The organism is Helicobacter pylori (assembly GCF_001653455.1).
GTDB classification, from domain to species: domain Bacteria; phylum Campylobacterota; class Campylobacteria; order Campylobacterales; family Helicobacteraceae; genus Helicobacter; species Helicobacter pylori_A.
Map to the genome: position 1 here is coordinate 969,586 of NZ_CP011486.1, position 15,369 is coordinate 984,954.

Sequence of the window (15,369 nt, forward strand, 5' to 3'; positions counted from 1 at the left end):
AAATAATGGAACATAAAGAAATTGTTATAGGGGTTGATATAGGCTCTAGGAAGATTTGCGCGATAGTGGCTGAATTTAAAGACGGGATTTTACGCATCATTGGCACCGCTCATCAAGACTCTAAAGAAATCAATTCAAAAGCCATTAAAAGAGGTCGTATCAATAGCCTTGCTCATGCTTCTAGTGCCATTAAAGAAGTGATCAATAGCGCTAAAAAAATGGCAGGTTTGAACGCTGATGAAGATAAGAATAACCCCATTTCCTCCTTTAGAGAATCGTATCACCCTAAAACTAAAGCGATCGTTTCTTTTTCTGGGGCTTATACTGAAAGCATTAGAGATGTTGCCGGTGTGGCTAGCACCAAAGATAATGTGGTTACTATAGATGAAATCAATCGCGCTATCAATAACGCATGCGCTAAAGCAGGCTTAGATAATGACAAACATATTTTACATGCCCTCCCCTACCGCTTCACTTTAGACAAGCAAGAAGTGAATGACCCTTTAGGGATGAGCGGGACTCGCTTAGAAGTCTTTATCCACATTGTCTATACAGAAAAAAATAACATTGAAAATTTAGAAAAGATCATGATTCAATCTGGGGTAGAGATTGAAAACATCGTGATCAATTCTTATGCAGCCTCGATTGCTACCTTGTCTAATGACGAAAAAGAATTGGGCGTGGCTTGCGTAGATATGGGCGGAGAGACATGCAACCTTACGATTTATAGCGGCAATTCTATACGCTATAACCAATATTTACCCATAGGCTCTCACCATTTAACCACCGACTTATCGTACATGCTCAACACCCCATTCCCTTGCGCTGAAGAAGTGAAGATCAAATACGGCGATCTTTCTTTTGAAAGCGAAGGAGAAACGCTCTCTCAAAATGTCCAAATCCCCACCACTGGATCAGATGGCAATGAAAACCATATCGTGCCGCTTAGTGAAATCCAATCCATCATGAGGGAAAGAGCATTAGAAACTTTTAAGATTATCCACAGGAGCATTCAAGACAGCGGCTTAGAAGAGCATTTAGGCGGAGGCGTTGTTTTAACCGGCGGAATGGCTTTAATGAAAGGGATCAAAGAATTAGCCAAAATCCATTTCACTAATTATCCTGTGCGTTTGGCAACCCCTATGGAAAAATACAATATCATGGGCATGTTTGAAGATTTGAAAGACCCTCGCTTTTCAGTCGTGGTCGGCTTGATTTTATACAAAGCAGGGGGGCATACCAATTATGAAAGAGATTCTAAAGGGATTATCCGCTATCATGAAAGCGATGATTATATGAGAAAACCCCATCAATCAATCTCCACCCCCCATATCCATTCATCGCCCACAGAAAGGAATTTGAGCGATTTAAAAGCCCCTAGCGTTCCTTTAAGCACCGCTAAAAATGACGACTTCTTGCCTATAAAACCCATTGAGCAAAAAGGTTTTTTTAAAAGTTTTCTTGATAAGATTTCTAAAATCTTTTAAAGCATAGCGGTTTCTTATGCGATAAAAACGCCTTGATAGTTATCAAAAGCTAGAAAATATGGTATAATCCCCTAACTATCTATCAAAGTTTAGATTTGCAAAAATCGTATCTCAAGGGGAAAGTGGCTATGGTTCATCAATCAGAGATGGAAAATTATAATATCGGTCAAGCAGATATTGAAGAAGTAAGCGATCCAGCTTATAAAGGGGCTAAGATTGTCGTCATCGGTGTTGGAGGTGGGGGATCTAACATGATCAAACACTTGGTTGAATACGGCGTGCATCAAGATGTTACCCCCATTGCAACAAACACTGATGGCCAACACCTCAAAAACAATCCCGCTCCGGTTAAAATCCTTTTAGGCAAAGAATCTACTGGAGGTTTAGGCGCTGGAGGGATTCCTGATGTGGGTAAAAAAGCCGCTGAAGAAAGCGCTAATGAAATTAGAGAAGCGATCAAAGACGCCAAATTGGTCATTGTTTCTACAGGACTTGGAGGAGGGACTGGGACTGGAGCCACCCCTACCATTGTCAAAATTGCAAAAGAAGTGGGAGCGCTCACGATCGCTATCGTTACCAAGCCTTTCAAATACGAAGGGTCTCAAAAAAGCAAGAAAGCCGAAGAGGGATTGAAGGAATTGGAGCAATCTAGCGATTCTATTTTGGTTATCCCTAATGATAAAGTTCTTTTGACAATGAAAAAAAACGCCAGCATTAAAGAATGCTACAAGGAAGTTGATGATGTCTTAGTTAGGGCTGTGAGCGGTATTTCTACCATTATCACTAAACCTGGGGATATTAATGTTGATTTTTCCGATTTAAAAAGTGCTCTTGGCTTTAAAGGGTTTGCGCTAATGGGTATTGGTGAAGCCACTGGCGAAGAGTCTGCTAAATTAGCGGTGGAAAATGCGATCCAATCGCCTCTCCTTGATGACGCTTCTATTGATGGGGCTAAGAGTATTATTGTCTTTTTTGAGCACCACCCTGATTACCCTATGCATGCTTATTCTCAAGCTTGCGAGTCCATTCAAGAACGAGCCAATCAAGATGTTGATGTTAAGTTTGGTCAACACACTAGCGAAAATATCCCTCTTGATCATGTGCGTGTTACTATCATTGCAACCGGTGCTGAAAGAAACAACAATGGAGCGAGTTTAGAGTCTATCGCTACGCCTTCTCAACCTGTAGTGAAGCCAACAAGAAAAGTGGGTAATGGCGAGTATTTGAGAATCCCTACTGAAGAAGAGCTATCCACACCCACAGCCATAAGAATCCAACGAGATTAATTGTAACCCTTGCTTTTGCCCCTTGTTTTTGTGGGGCCCTAGTAAATGAGCGGTTTGTTAGTCTCGCTTTCATTGAACATTAATGATAAAGAACTTAAAAAATATTGGAAAATATTTTTTAAAATACAATTAAAAAGCTTGGTTTCAGTTCGCTGACTTTTAAGTTTTAGGGGGGGGTTTAGACGCTTTAAGGGGGAATTATTTCAAAACACCCCCTATTCTTATAAGTTAATGAAACGCCAGAAAGCTGTTATAAGCTATACCTTTGATCAACGCAGAAATAAGAGTTAAACCCTCTACTCATTGTTAGGTTTGGCTTTGTTAGGTTTATCAGTATTGTTTAACACGCTATCCATAAGACTATCGCTTACATTCTTACCTTCTTCCAGAGCGTTAGAGATTTTAATGATTTCAAGGCGTCTGTTATACACTCTCACACAATCACTACTCTCACGCCTATCAACTTCTCGGTTTTTAATAAGCTTCTCTTTCCATTTCACGGATTGCTTCAATAGAGAAAACTTTAGAGTATCCTTTATTCTGTAAAGTGCAAATAGTCAATACCAAGTCAGCGCTAAAATCGCACTCTAAAAGATTATAAAGCACCATAAGAGACTTCTATCCGTGTTTTAACAATACCGCTAAATGCCACGCCATAATTATCAATATCATGGTTTTTCTCAAAAAAGGTATGGGTCTTATCTTTTAATTTTTGTGAGAGATTGAGGTAAATCTTTTAAAACAGAAAAAGTAATCTCTGTAAATTTTGCCCACACCAACTCATAGCTATCAGCGCTGATTAACTCCACTACAATGTTTTTCTTATCAGCTGCAGTGTTATTACAATAGCAAATAGCCGCTTGTTAAACCACCTACCCGCAGTCATCAATAAACTTTCAAACAATTAGGCTCGCTAATAAGCTCATTTAGGAATACAAAAAAACTGACTTCTTTATCGGATAAAAGACCATCTTTTAAAATCTCTTTCCAACACCCCACCACTTCAACATAACCGAGAAAATCTAGCTTAAAAATGATTTTAGCTGTCTTATTCTGTTTGTATTGTCTTTGTTTGCGTAGCGGTATCTTTTAACAAATTCTTGACTAGACTAAAATCTTTCATTGTGGCTGTCTATAAATTTATCCACAAACGCCCTACCCAATGCTTGCAGATAATTTAAGAGCAATAGTCTTATTTCTCTCTCAAAAAGCGTCAGCAAAATAATAGGTATCTGTGAGATTAGGGTCGCCATTCCAGTTTTTAGTGACTCTGTCTACTTTAGAATGTTTATAACTACTTTTATAAACTTGTTTTTCTCGCTCACTTTCAGTGAAGTCAGCAATAAATTCAGGTTTAAAAAACCATAGTTCAATAAAATGACTTACTCTTTTTTGTTTTACGCCCTTATGGGCGGTTTTCCATCATTCTAAATCAAAGTCATCTTCATCCTCTTCTTGCCCTTCTATGTGTAAAACAGGCGTGATAATTTCATACAAAAAGTCGTATCGCTTCTGGAGGGAGTTCTCATTCCACTTCCTATAATCGCTATACAACTCTTTAGTGATGTGATAACAGCTAATCACTCTGCTCATATCTTTGCCGCCATAAATTTGTCTTTTTTCATCAAAATCCATGTTTAAAGCTTGCGCGTTCTTTTTACGCTTTAAAAGGGTTAGATTTGCGATATTATTTACCCATTCTTCTCTTTTTTCTTTGTCAAAATCTGCATTCCATTGACTGCCTCTTTTGGGTTTTTGAGGCAAAATATGCTCCACTTGGGTTTCTGCATCCATGGCAATAAAATTAGGTTCCTCGTCATCTGTCATGAAATAATTGGCTAGGGCTAATACAGGGCACACCCATTTGCTAGGATAAACCGAAGAGCTATCCCATAAGTTATAGTGGTATTGGTTAAAGGTGTTATGAAACGCTATATTATCCAATATAAGCTCTTGGATGGTTTCAATATCCTTATTATTTTTAATATTTTTGATAATGTTGATACTTGTTTGCTTGATGCGCGTGATGGTGCCTCCTGCAATACAAGTTTGATAATAATAAGACACCAAAAGCTTTTTCAAAGCGTCAAAATCAGGGTATTTGACATAAAGGGCTGTCGTTAAAATACTAGCCCAAAATCTAGAGGGAAGGTATCTTAATAAGTAAATGTATCGATCTTGCTTTTTTAGCAAATCGGTATAAGACTTCATAAACTCGCTGACTTCATAGATAAACTCGCAAGCGTTTTTCTTGCTGTCTTTGAACACCTTTTTTAATCCCTTATCGGCTCTCTTTTTAGACGAGCTAGGATCAGCGTATTCTAAATACATGTTAAAAAAGTCTTCTAAATCAATATCTATGCCTTCAACGCTCTTGCAAGCATCAACTATCTTATCCCAAGTGGCTATAAAGTCCTTACGCCTTTCATCATCTTGCTTGATTTCTTGCATCAAACTGGATTTTAAAATATCAATAGGGCTTAAGGGCTGGCCCCTATCGTTTAGCACCTGAAAGATTTGCATCGCGCTGTCTTGCTCAAAACAAATAATCCTAGTCAAAACAATGTGATCATAAAACCACATCACAAAATCATCAATATTGCTTATTGCGCCATTTTCCATGCTCTCATCCAACAACTCCTTAAAATAGTAGGCGTTACGCAAATAAGTGTTTTCTTCAAATTTCTTATTCAACTCGCTCTTTTTAATATTGTCTTCAAACTCTAAACTCTTTAGCACCGTGTTTTCAAAAATGCTATTGTAATTTTGAGCGGTTAAGAACTTCAGACGCTCTTTTTCTTTATCGTATTTATCATAGATACTCCCTTCAATAAAATCTTTAGATTTTTGCCCTAACCTGTGTTTATAAAGCTTTAAAATCGTGCAAGCCAAGATAATAAAACTTGTTAGCCGCTGTTGGCCATCCACAACATCCCATCTTTTATCTTTTGGATTTTCAGCAATCACAATAGAGCCGCAAAAATACTCATCTTCTCTATTGTTGGTATAGCTGCCCACTAAATCATCAATCAAAGCCCCTAAATGATCCTTATCCCATACATAAGGGCGTTGGTAATCGGGAACTTGGTAAAAATATTCAGCATCCACTAAAATTTGATAGAGTTTTTTTAACTCCACTTCTACTTTTGCCATCGTTTTTCTCCTTGCAATTTAACTCTGTAAGCCCCACTGATAAAAATGGGGCTTATTGAATTAAATTTTCTAAAAAGGTCGTGTTGGTTAAAAAAGGGGTGGATAATAAAAAGTAGGGGATTTTTAGGTAGATTTTTATAAAAACTATGATAGCGTTGCTTGAACGCTTGAACGCTTGAACGCTTGAACGCTTAGTGCCATTTCTACCCCTTTTAAAAAGTTATTATATCCAGTTATTACTAATAAAAAACCTTTTAGCTCTTGCTAAAATCAACACACCCCACACCAATCACTTAGAAGAGTCTTGATTTTTAATAGCAATATCTAATTTATTGAAAGGGATTTCAATATGGTTAGCGTCTAGGGCGTTTTTGATGCGTTCAATCAGTTCGCTTCGCACATTAAAGATCCCGTCTTCAATCTTTGCCCAAACCCTAATAGTGAAATTCAATGAACTTTGTCCAAAATCCGTGATTCCAATAAAAGTGGGCATGTTTTTATCAATTTTTTCCATTGCGTCAATGACCTCTTTTATAGTTTTATGCACCAATTCAATATCGCTCCCATACCCTACCCCACAAACCCATTCAATGCGCCGACACGCCGTATTATTGCTATTGATAATATTAGAGTTAGCGACGCTTCTATTGGGTAAAACCGCCAAGCGCCCGTCATGCAAGCGTAAAGAAGTGTTAAAAAAATTGAGCGATTCTACTTTGCCCTCTAAGCCAGAGATTTCAATGATGTCTCCCTTTTTGAAAGGGTGCAAAATAATAAGAATTATCCCTCCTGCAATGCTTGAAAGGTAATCTTTTAAAGCCAACGCCACCGCAATCCCCACCGTTCCTAAAACGGTGATAATGGAGGTGGTTTGCACGCCTAAAGTGCTGAGTGCAATGATTGTAGTGATGATAAGGATTAAAATAAAAGTAACTTGCGCGATAAAATCCGACAAAATTTCATCTTTTTTGGATAAAAGTTTCATGATTTTTTTGCGCAAGAAAAACGAAAGGTAAAAACCTATACAAAAAACAACGACCGCCTTGATTAAGATTATTCCAAAATGCTTTGCTTGTGGAAAAAGATCCACTAAGAGCGTTTTAATTTCATCCATAAACTTTCCTTGCAAAAATCGCTAAAAGCGATGGGATAATTTATTTTATATATGGGCTAATTTTAGCATGTTTAAAACTAACCTTACTATCACCACTCAAACGCCAAACCCTGCGTTAGCGACAAATGGAGTGGCTTTAAGGGGTTTGGGTTTGTAAGTGTTACCTAGAACACTGTCTAATGAAAAAGGGTTTTGAGTGTTGAACCTAGAGATTATTTTACACATACCCCCTGCTTGACTACCGCTTACTATATGGCAATGGTTTTTCCCTAGCTTGGCTTTAATGGATTTTATCGTTGCGTTATCAACAGACACTGCTCTGTAAGATTTTCTCATAAAGGGCAATGGTGTATTTAAAAGTCTCTGAGTAATTCTTTAAAAATTTATGGGAGTTAGGGCTTTCTCAATTTTAGTCAATATTGATGTGGTTAGCAAAGAATAAAAGAGAGCGTGGAACTTCTTTTAAAAAATGCCAGTATTTGATAGATTAAATGAAAATCTTATTTATGGCGATGGTTGGAAGTCTTATGATGGATTAGTAGATCATGGAGCAAAAACACACTATAGAGTCAAACGCTCAAAAAATGAGTTTGTAGAAGGAAAAACCATTCCAATAATATTGAGAGTTTTTGGGCTTTTTCAAAGGATCGTTTGAGTGAATTTAAAGGGATAAAAAGAGAGCGTTTTTTGCTCCATTAAAAAGAGTGTGGGTTTAGATATAAGAAAAACTTGTAATAAGTAAAAAAACTCAATATACTAAGCGATAAAAAACACCAACCCCCAAAACAACCCAACAACAATCCCCCAACAACCCAATCCAAGCCCAAAAAAAGTTAAAACAAGAGAAATAAAAACACCATTAAAACAATCATTCAGACATTAAAAACCCAACAACCCATCGCTACTAAAACAAAGCATACAAACAAATAAATTAAATACATTAAGACATTAAAACCAAGCCAAAAAACAGAACAACGCTATCATAGTTTTTATAAAAATCTACTTAAAAATCCCCTACTTTTTATTATCCACCCCTTTTTTAACCAACACGACCTTTTTAGAAAATTTAATTCAATAAGCCCCATTTTTATCAGTGGGGCTTACAGAGTTAAATTCAAAGGAGAAAAACGATGACTCAGTTAGAAGATTTAAAAGCGCATGAAAAATACAATTTGTTGTTGTGCATGGTTTCAGGCGCTTATAAAGGGACTATTCCAGGAAATGAGGATTTTAAAGAGTTGTGCGATGAATGCACTTTGGATTATTTTCGCCCACGACGAGGCGAAGCGGCTCAGCACAAGCATTTTGAACTCATGCGTAAGGCGGATTATGTGATTGGCATTGTGAATGAGGATTCAACCACTAGAGGAGCTGAAGTCCAACGGAGCGTTTTTGCCCTAAAGATTGATCATGACACTATCGGGACTGATGAAGAAGGAGCGTTAAAGGTTGAGGGCGTTTGCGCTCAAAAAGGGAGCCAAGAATACGAAGAATTAGTCAATAAAAACACTTGGCATTTCACGCGCAGCACAAGACTTGGACAACCCAAATTGATTGAGCGAAAAAATTAAAAAGGTTATGGGTTTTTAACCCATAATCTATAAAACTCATAAACCTAATAATAAGAAAGGATTTTAATGGAATTGTTGGATTTAGACGGAGTGATTGAAAAAGGCGTGTTTGAAATCCCTAGCTATCAAAGGGGGTATGCATGGCAGATAAGGCAATTAAAGGATTTTTGGAATGATTTAGAGCATGTCTCTAAGCTAGAAAACAAATTCCATTACATGCATAGCCTAACCTTAAGGGAGCTTGAGAATGATTTTGGAGATAGCGCTTTTGAAATCATAGACGGCCAGCAGCGATTGGCTACAAGCTTGATTTTACTAGGCCTTTTAGCCAAGATCACTAAACATAAAGACCCAAAGTATGATTCAATGAACCTTGAACCCGTTCTGTCCTATAAGTATTATGGTTTGAGTGAAGCTTTTAGGGCGATCACTGAAGAAGAAAAAAACTTAAAAAAGTTTCAAACTTCTTTTTACGCTAAAAATTTGATTGACGCTTATGCGTTTTTTAAAGAAAAAATCACTCATGCCCCCATTGAAACGCTTGAAAAAATGCTTGACGCTCTCACTAAGAAAATGCTTTTTAGCGTGGTGGAATTGAATGACAACCGGATCGATCCATTCAGCTCTTTTGAAACGATTAACAATCGTGGTAAAGATCTATCCACTTTGGAATTGTTAAAAAACCGCTTGCATTTTGTAGCGCACAAGATTTGTGATGGAAAAGAATTAGAAAACCTTCAAGAAAATATCAACGACAACTACACTTTCATTTATTACGATTTGAGATCGTTTGAAGACGATGATTTGGAAAGGTTTTTAAAGCATTTTGTGGCGTATTACTATGGCGAAAATGGCAGCAAGTTTAAAGAGAGGCTATTGGAAATGGAGTTTAACGCCCACAGAAAATACGATGACGCAAACCTGGATGATGAATATAAAAAAATAGACGATTTGTTATTTTATCTTTCTTGTTCTTCTAAAGCGTGGAATTTCTTGCACACGCTTGATGAAAAGGCTATGACCCTTATTTTTAGCGATCACAAAAAGCTTGAGATTGAAATCACTCCTAAAATGCGTGTTTTGTTAGAAAAAATGCGGCGCTTAAACGCTTTGAGCGATAATGCATTCATGCCTTTATTACTCTCTCTTTTTACGATACAGTGTGTTGGGAAAAATGGTGGCAAACAACCTTATGCCACTAAGGAATTAGAGGAATTATTAGAATATTTAGAGCGTTTCGGGTTTTTAGTCTATGGGGTTGCTGGTAGGGATACGGCTAAAAACGAATTGATCAAACCGGCTTTTCAAGCGATAAGATCGTATGAAGAGGGGGAAGAAAATCTAACGATTGAAGAGCTTCCTAAGCTAGAAAAGCATTTCTTCAACAAACAAAACCATAGCGGTTTAGAATTTCTTGAAGAGAATATCCATTCTAAAAGGAAACCTAAAAAATGGTATGAATGGGGCAAGGCGTTGAATTACTTGCTTTATGAATACGAATTGCACCACAACCCTCAAACGACTCTGAATTTTGATGGCAGTATAGAGAGCATTGAACATATCTTGCCCCAAAAACCCGATCAAGGCTATAACGATAAAGAAAAAAATTGGGCTAAAAATCCCCATGTCGTGCATGCTTTGGGGAATTTGCTCTTAATCCCTAAAAACGCTAACAGCTCTTTAAGCAACAAGCCTTTTGATGAAAAAAGAAAAGAGTATATGAAAGGCTCTTATAGCGAAAAGGAAGTAGCTAAACACGCTTCTTTTGGGCTTATAGAGATTAAAGAAAGGAGCGAAAAATTATTAGACTTTTTAATCGCACATTACAACATCACTGAATTAGTGGGTGAAAGCGAGATTAAAGCTTTTAAAAACAATCTTTTGAAAGAGATTCAATGAAATAGTCAAAAAGAGCGCTTCTTTATTGGGCGCTATTTTTCGCTTTAACCCATCGCAAGGAGGAAAAAGCCATGCTAAAGAAATAAACAACCTTAAATAGGGCGATCGAAACGGATTTTTAAAGCAAAATAAAATTTTATTTCAAGGAGTATTTTATGGGTTTTCAAAATGAAAATAAATTAAAAGTAGGGGCGTCAGTCAAAGCCACGATCAACGACAAAGTGGTGGAAGCTAAAGTCATTGGTGTTGGGTTTAATCGTGTAACTTTGCAAAGCGAAAAAGGTCAAACCGCCACATACGCTTTCAATAGCGATAAGTTCTTAAAATGGTTCAATAAAGTTCCCTTAACAGAGGCGCTTAAAACTAACGCTGAAAATAAGCAAGATGATGCCGATGATTTGTTGAAAGGGATTAAAATCGTAACTAGCGGACCTTCTGTGAAACAAAGGACTGCTACTCCTAAAGAAAAAGAGGATAAGTATAAACTCTCTTTTGGATTTAAAGAAAAAAGTGAGACTAGCTTCTCGGTTGTCGCTAAAGATTATTTTATGAGTGAGAGAAAAAGTAGGCTCGGTGCTTTAATCACTCCCATGTTTTATGGGGGTAAAGGTAATCAAGCGTCCGCTATCATTCTTACTGCTTTATCTTGTGCTAAAGATTTGAATAAGCATAGCGATGCGGAGTGGTATAATATGATTAAAAGTCGTAACCTTGAAAATTGTTATTACGACACTTTTGATAATATGGATTTAAGCGGTCTTACTCTTTTCTGCCAATTGATAGAATTGTATTCTAAAGGCGAGGAGAGGTCTCAAGACTTGAATGGTGTTTGGGCGGAGATGTTACCTACTAACGAGGAGGAGGCTTTGTTTATAGCGCAACTCTTATGCGATGGCGGTATTAATAAGTATAATCTCTCATGTGCGGGTCTTGGCGATAATTTGTTAAAAGACATTATCCCTAACATTGGATTGATGACCGCTGGTGAGATTGATGAGATTTTAGAAAACGAGGAGGCTGAAAATTCTCAAAACTAACCTAACCGCCCCTAACCGCTCCCTATTCTTTGGGGGCGGTTTTTTTTGTCTCATTCTTTAAATCTCTTTTCTTGTATCGTTATTTTTGATTTATAGCGTTTTTTAATCAGTAGGTAAGGTTTTCTATTGATTAGCGTTTTTTAATCGTTATTTTTGATTTATAGCGTTTTTTAATCGTTATTTTAGCTTATAAGCGTTTTTAATCGTTAGGTAATGGTTTCTATTGATTAGCGAAGTAAAGTCGTTTAAATCAAAAAATAAGCAAGGGGGTGGGGTCTCCTTTTTTAATCTCTCTTTTTTAATCTCTCTTTTTTAATCTCTCTTTTTTAATCTCTCTTTTTTAATCTCTCTTTTTTAATCTCTTATTTTTCTCTTTTCAACTGCCCTTTATGCTGTCCATTTAATTTGTGTATAATCATAAGAAATTTAAGCAAAGGTAATGCCATGCTGATAAACGCTGTCATAGAAAAAGATGAGAATGGGTATTTTGCTTTTGTCCTTATTCTAAAAGGCTGTATATCGCAAAGGAAAAGTTTAAAGAAGCCATAGAGCTTTATTTGGAAGCTTTAGAAGCCGATGAGTTAGCTTTTCTAGACAGAAAGGCAGCCATAGAATTTATGTGAAAGATAAAATCAGGCAGGTTTTGCCTTTTCATTCTGGCGCAATCTTGCACCCTAAAATAGTGAAAGAAATCATGGAAAATGCCCTTAAACGAACTCTCCAAGAAGTCTTAAAAATCTTAAATAATATAAAACCCAATAAAAGCGTTTTGAGTGGGTTTGTGCGTTTAAGAAATCGTGCGCAAATACCCGTTTTCACTCAGCATGACATACAAGCGCCCCATGATTTCTTTCTTTTCTTCCATGTCTAAATTGTTGTTGTCTTCAATTTTTTGTTTTAAAAGGCGTTCAATCTCTTTGGTGTCATAGTCTAAATCGTCTAGCACATCTAAAATCGTTTGGGCTTCGCAAATGTCTTCCACTTCATAATCGCCTTTTTCATCAAAAACCACGCTCAATTCCGTAGGGTGCGTGAATAAATTGTGTTTCATGCCCAAAACTTCTTGATACGCTCCCACTAAAAAGAACGCCAAAAAGTATTCTTCCTCATCTACATCTATGTCATGCAAAAACAAGGGTTTGGTGGAGTCAAAAGCGATTTCCCCATCGCTATCGCAAGTAATATCCCACAAGCTCGCGCTCCTGGTGGGCTTTTCATCTAATTTGTTCAAGGGCATGACCGGGAAACTCTGCCTCAAACCCCAATAATCCGGCAAGCTTTGGAAAAACGAACAATTCAATAAATAGCGCTCTTGGACTTGCTCTTGAATGCGTAAAATATCATTGTGATCTTTAAAATAAAGCAATTGCACCGCTTTTTTCACGATCAAATGGGCTAAAACTTCGGTATTGCTCCTGTCAATCAAATCAATATAGCCCAAATCAAAAAGCGTGAATAACGACTCGGTGTGATCAAAGCTATCATGCAAGTATTCAATGGCGTTTTTTTCGTTGATATTGGCGAGCAAGTCTAACATTTCATCAATCAAGGGGGGGTTATTGCTTTCTTTGATTTTTAGGGATTTTTCATTGTATTCATGCGAAAACAATTCTAAAACCGGGGCCACTAAAACGGCGTGGTTAGCCGAAATATAACGGCCTGATTCAATGAAAATATCCGGCTCTATTTCTTGCTTATTTTTCACAATTTCCCTTAGTAAAAACACCACATCAGCGCTAAATTCCTCTAAAGTGTAGTTTTTATCTTGATGGTGCTTGTGTTGGGTGTATTCTACGGCTAACCCCCCTCCAATATTCACGCTATTAAGGTTTTTAGCGCCCATTTTACGCAACTCTGCATACAAGTTACCCGCCTCTCTTAAAGCCTTTTTTAAGGGCGAAATGTCGCTGATTTGAGAGCCTATGTGGAAATGGATCATGTGGAAATGCTCTAACAAATCATTTTCTTCTAAAAGGCGCATCGCTTCTAACACTTCTGTACTGCTAAGCCCAAATTTAGAATTGATCCCCCCGCTCTTTGCCCAAACGCCAGTACCGGTGCTGTGCAAACGGATGCGAATGCCAATTTTAGGGCAGGCTAAAAACTCGTTTTGTTTAGCCACGGCGATAATGGTTTTTAGTTCATTCAAGCCTTCAATCGTTAAAGTGATCTCATGCTGCATGCTTTTAGCGATAAAGCCAAGCTCAATCATTTCTTTGTCTTTAAAGCCATTCACGGTAATGGGGGCTTTAGGGTTAGTATAACTCATCGCAATGATGAGTTCGGATTTACTCCCGGCTTCTAAGCCATAGTTTAAACCTTTAGCCCCTTGCACTAAAGGCAAAACAAACGAGGGCATTTGATTGACCTTTAAAGGGAAAACCGCCTTAAAGGCCCCGCTGTATTGATACTCTTTAATCGCCAAAGAAAACGCATCAAACAAGCTTTTGATTTGTTTTTGCACCAAATGGGGGAAGCGCACCAATAAAGGCCCTCTATAGCCCTTATCGCGCACGCTTTGAACGATTTCTAAAAGTGCAGGGTTTTTGCCATGACAAACCTTGACTAGCCCTTTTTCTATCTTAAATTCGTTATTGCTCCAAAATTCAATCCCATAATCATGGACTTCTTGCATCTTTTATCCTTTTATCACGCTAGAGTTTTAAAGAGGTTGGGGTTGTTTTTAAAATCTCTGATCGCTTCTTCATAAACTTTTTCAATTTGAATGACTGAATTTTCTAAAGTGTAGTTTAAAGCGCTTTTAGCGTATTCGTTTTGCATTGTTTCTCTTTCAAGCTTGTTTTCTAGCCACCAGTCTATTTTAGCGCTCAAATCTTTAGCGTTGTTAGGCTCAAATAACGATCGCTCATCTAGCGCAAATTGCCTGGTCGCGCTTAAAGGGCTATTAGCAATAACAGGCACAATCCCCACGCTAATAGCCTCTAAACATGCAATCGCTTCGCTTTCCACATTGGCGGTATGCACATAAAGGGTGCAAGTTTTTAAAATCTCTAATAACTCATTAGAATTGACAAACCCAAATTCCGTTTTTACGCCTAATCTTTGGGCTAGGAGTTTGATTTTTTTCTCATCAGGCCCTTTGCCTTTGAGTAACAATACAATATCTTGTTTGTATCGGCTTAAAGCGATCGCTTTGATTAAAACGCTTTGATTTTTTTCACTAGAATAGCGCCCTACCATAGCGATTTTAAAGGGTGTGGTGTCAAAAAGGCTTTTTTGCGGGTGTTCGCATTTAAACATGGGATCAAAGCCGTTAGAGATAGCGTATTTTTTCCCTCCATAATTGTATCTTTCTAATTCTTCTACAATGAATTTTGAGGGGCAATGGATGTGGTGGATATAGCGGTAATGCGAAGACTTAAACCACGAAAAAAGCGTTTTATTGATCCAAGAAAATTGCCCTAATTTCATGTTATAAGAAATATGCTCTGGCTGCAAATGGAAAGAGCCAATGTAAGGCACTTGCATTTCTCGCGCGATTTTTACGGCTGTTTTTTCTAACAAAAAAGGCAAATAAGTGTGGATCATATCCGCTCCTTTAAAAGCCTTTCTTAGAATTTTTTCATCCGGTTTGGCAAAAAGAATGTGCTGTCTGTGTGAAACTTCTGTAACTAAAGGAATGTAGCGCTCTTTAAGGTTGTAATACCCCTCTTCTTCACTCCCTAAATTATCCACATGAGGGGCGACCACTCTCATTGCATGCCCTCTTTTTTTCAACGCTTCAAAAAAACGAAACGCTGTCATAGAAGTGCCATTACTGGTATCTTTAAAGCTGTCCACAACTAACACAATAACCATTCA

General features: G+C 37.5%; 11 protein-coding genes and 3 pseudogenes. 8 read left to right on the plus strand and 6 right to left on the minus strand.

Annotated features, from left to right (window positions below; translation table 11 throughout):
• Nucleotides 1–5 precede the first annotated feature (5 nt).
• Complete coding sequence (gene ftsA, locus AA977_RS04565; protein WP_064434753.1) at nucleotides 6–1,487, plus strand: cell division protein FtsA; 1,482 nt, start codon at nucleotides 6–8, stop codon at nucleotides 1,485–1,487.
• A 128-nt stretch (nucleotides 1,488–1,615) separates the two neighbouring features.
• On the plus strand, nucleotides 1,616–2,773 hold the full coding sequence (ftsZ, locus tag AA977_RS04570) for a cell division protein FtsZ (protein WP_064434754.1): 1,158 nt from the start codon (nucleotides 1,616–1,618) through the stop codon (nucleotides 2,771–2,773).
• Nucleotides 2,774–3,069: 296 nt separating this feature from the next.
• Here ftsZ and AA977_RS08210 read toward each other — a convergent pair whose 3' ends face one another.
• The 4 genes from AA977_RS08210 to AA977_RS07625 all read right to left on the minus strand — a co-directional run bounded on the left by AA977_RS08210 (nucleotide 3,070) and on the right by AA977_RS07625 (nucleotide 7,376).
• Complete coding sequence (locus AA977_RS08210) at nucleotides 3,070–3,285, minus strand: hypothetical protein (protein ID WP_014534825.1); 216 nt, start codon at nucleotides 3,283–3,285, stop codon at nucleotides 3,070–3,072.
• A gap of 910 nt (nucleotides 3,286–4,195) precedes the next feature.
• On the minus strand, nucleotides 4,196–5,926 hold the full coding sequence (locus AA977_RS04580) for a DUF262 domain-containing protein (protein ID WP_064434755.1): 1,731 nt from the start codon (nucleotides 5,924–5,926) through the stop codon (nucleotides 4,196–4,198).
• Between the two features lie 289 nt (nucleotides 5,927–6,215).
• The gene (gene mscS, locus AA977_RS04585; protein ID WP_064434756.1) at nucleotides 6,216–7,040 is read right to left on the minus strand and encodes a small-conductance mechanosensitive channel MscS; all 825 of its coding nucleotides are present in this window, start codon (nucleotides 7,038–7,040) and stop codon (nucleotides 6,216–6,218) included.
• A 96-nt stretch (nucleotides 7,041–7,136) separates the two neighbouring features.
• Nucleotides 7,137–7,376 carry a hypothetical protein gene (locus AA977_RS07625; protein WP_080472390.1) on the minus strand — a complete coding sequence of 80 codons (240 nt, stop codon included), beginning with the start codon at nucleotides 7,374–7,376 and terminating at the stop codon, nucleotides 7,137–7,139.
• Nucleotides 7,377–7,542: 166 nt separating this feature from the next.
• On the opposite strand from AA977_RS07625, the pseudogene AA977_RS08115 reads away from it, so the two are divergent.
• The 6 genes and pseudogenes from AA977_RS08115 to AA977_RS07635 all read left to right on the plus strand — a co-directional run.
• A pseudogene (locus AA977_RS08115) lies at nucleotides 7,543–7,736 on the plus strand (IS1595 family transposase); the annotation flags it as partial.
• A 434-nt stretch (nucleotides 7,737–8,170) separates the two neighbouring features.
• Complete coding sequence (locus AA977_RS04600) at nucleotides 8,171–8,611, plus strand: hypothetical protein (protein WP_064434758.1); 441 nt, start codon at nucleotides 8,171–8,173, stop codon at nucleotides 8,609–8,611.
• 66 nt (nucleotides 8,612–8,677) lie between these two features.
• Nucleotides 8,678–10,510, plus strand: a complete 1,833-nt coding sequence (locus tag AA977_RS04605) for a DUF262 domain-containing protein (protein ID WP_064434759.1) — start codon at nucleotides 8,678–8,680, stop codon at nucleotides 10,508–10,510.
• Nucleotides 10,511–10,665: 155 nt separating this feature from the next.
• Nucleotides 10,666–11,547: a hypothetical protein gene (locus AA977_RS04610; RefSeq protein ID WP_064434760.1), complete on the plus strand. Its 882-nt coding sequence runs from the start codon at nucleotides 10,666–10,668 to the stop codon at nucleotides 11,545–11,547.
• 444 nt (nucleotides 11,548–11,991) lie between these two features.
• A pseudogene (locus AA977_RS08120) lies at nucleotides 11,992–12,170 on the plus strand (type II toxin-antitoxin system HicB family antitoxin).
• Nucleotides 12,161–12,259, plus strand: a pseudogene (locus AA977_RS07635) (type II toxin-antitoxin system HicA family toxin); the annotation flags it as partial. The pseudogenes AA977_RS08120 and AA977_RS07635, both read left to right, overlap by 10 nt.
• Before the next feature lie 75 nt (nucleotides 12,260–12,334).
• Here the strand turns inward: AA977_RS07635 and speA are convergent.
• Together speA and AA977_RS04620 are read right to left on the minus strand one after the other, a co-directional pair.
• Nucleotides 12,335–14,182: an arginine decarboxylase gene (speA, locus tag AA977_RS04615; protein WP_033604270.1), complete on the minus strand. Its 1,848-nt coding sequence runs from the start codon at nucleotides 14,180–14,182 to the stop codon at nucleotides 12,335–12,337.
• 14 nt (nucleotides 14,183–14,196) lie between these two features.
• Entirely contained in the window at nucleotides 14,197–15,366 is a 1,170-nt protein-coding gene (locus AA977_RS04620) for a glycosyltransferase family 4 protein (RefSeq protein WP_064434761.1), read from the minus strand.
• Nucleotides 15,367–15,369: the final 3 nt, after the last annotated feature.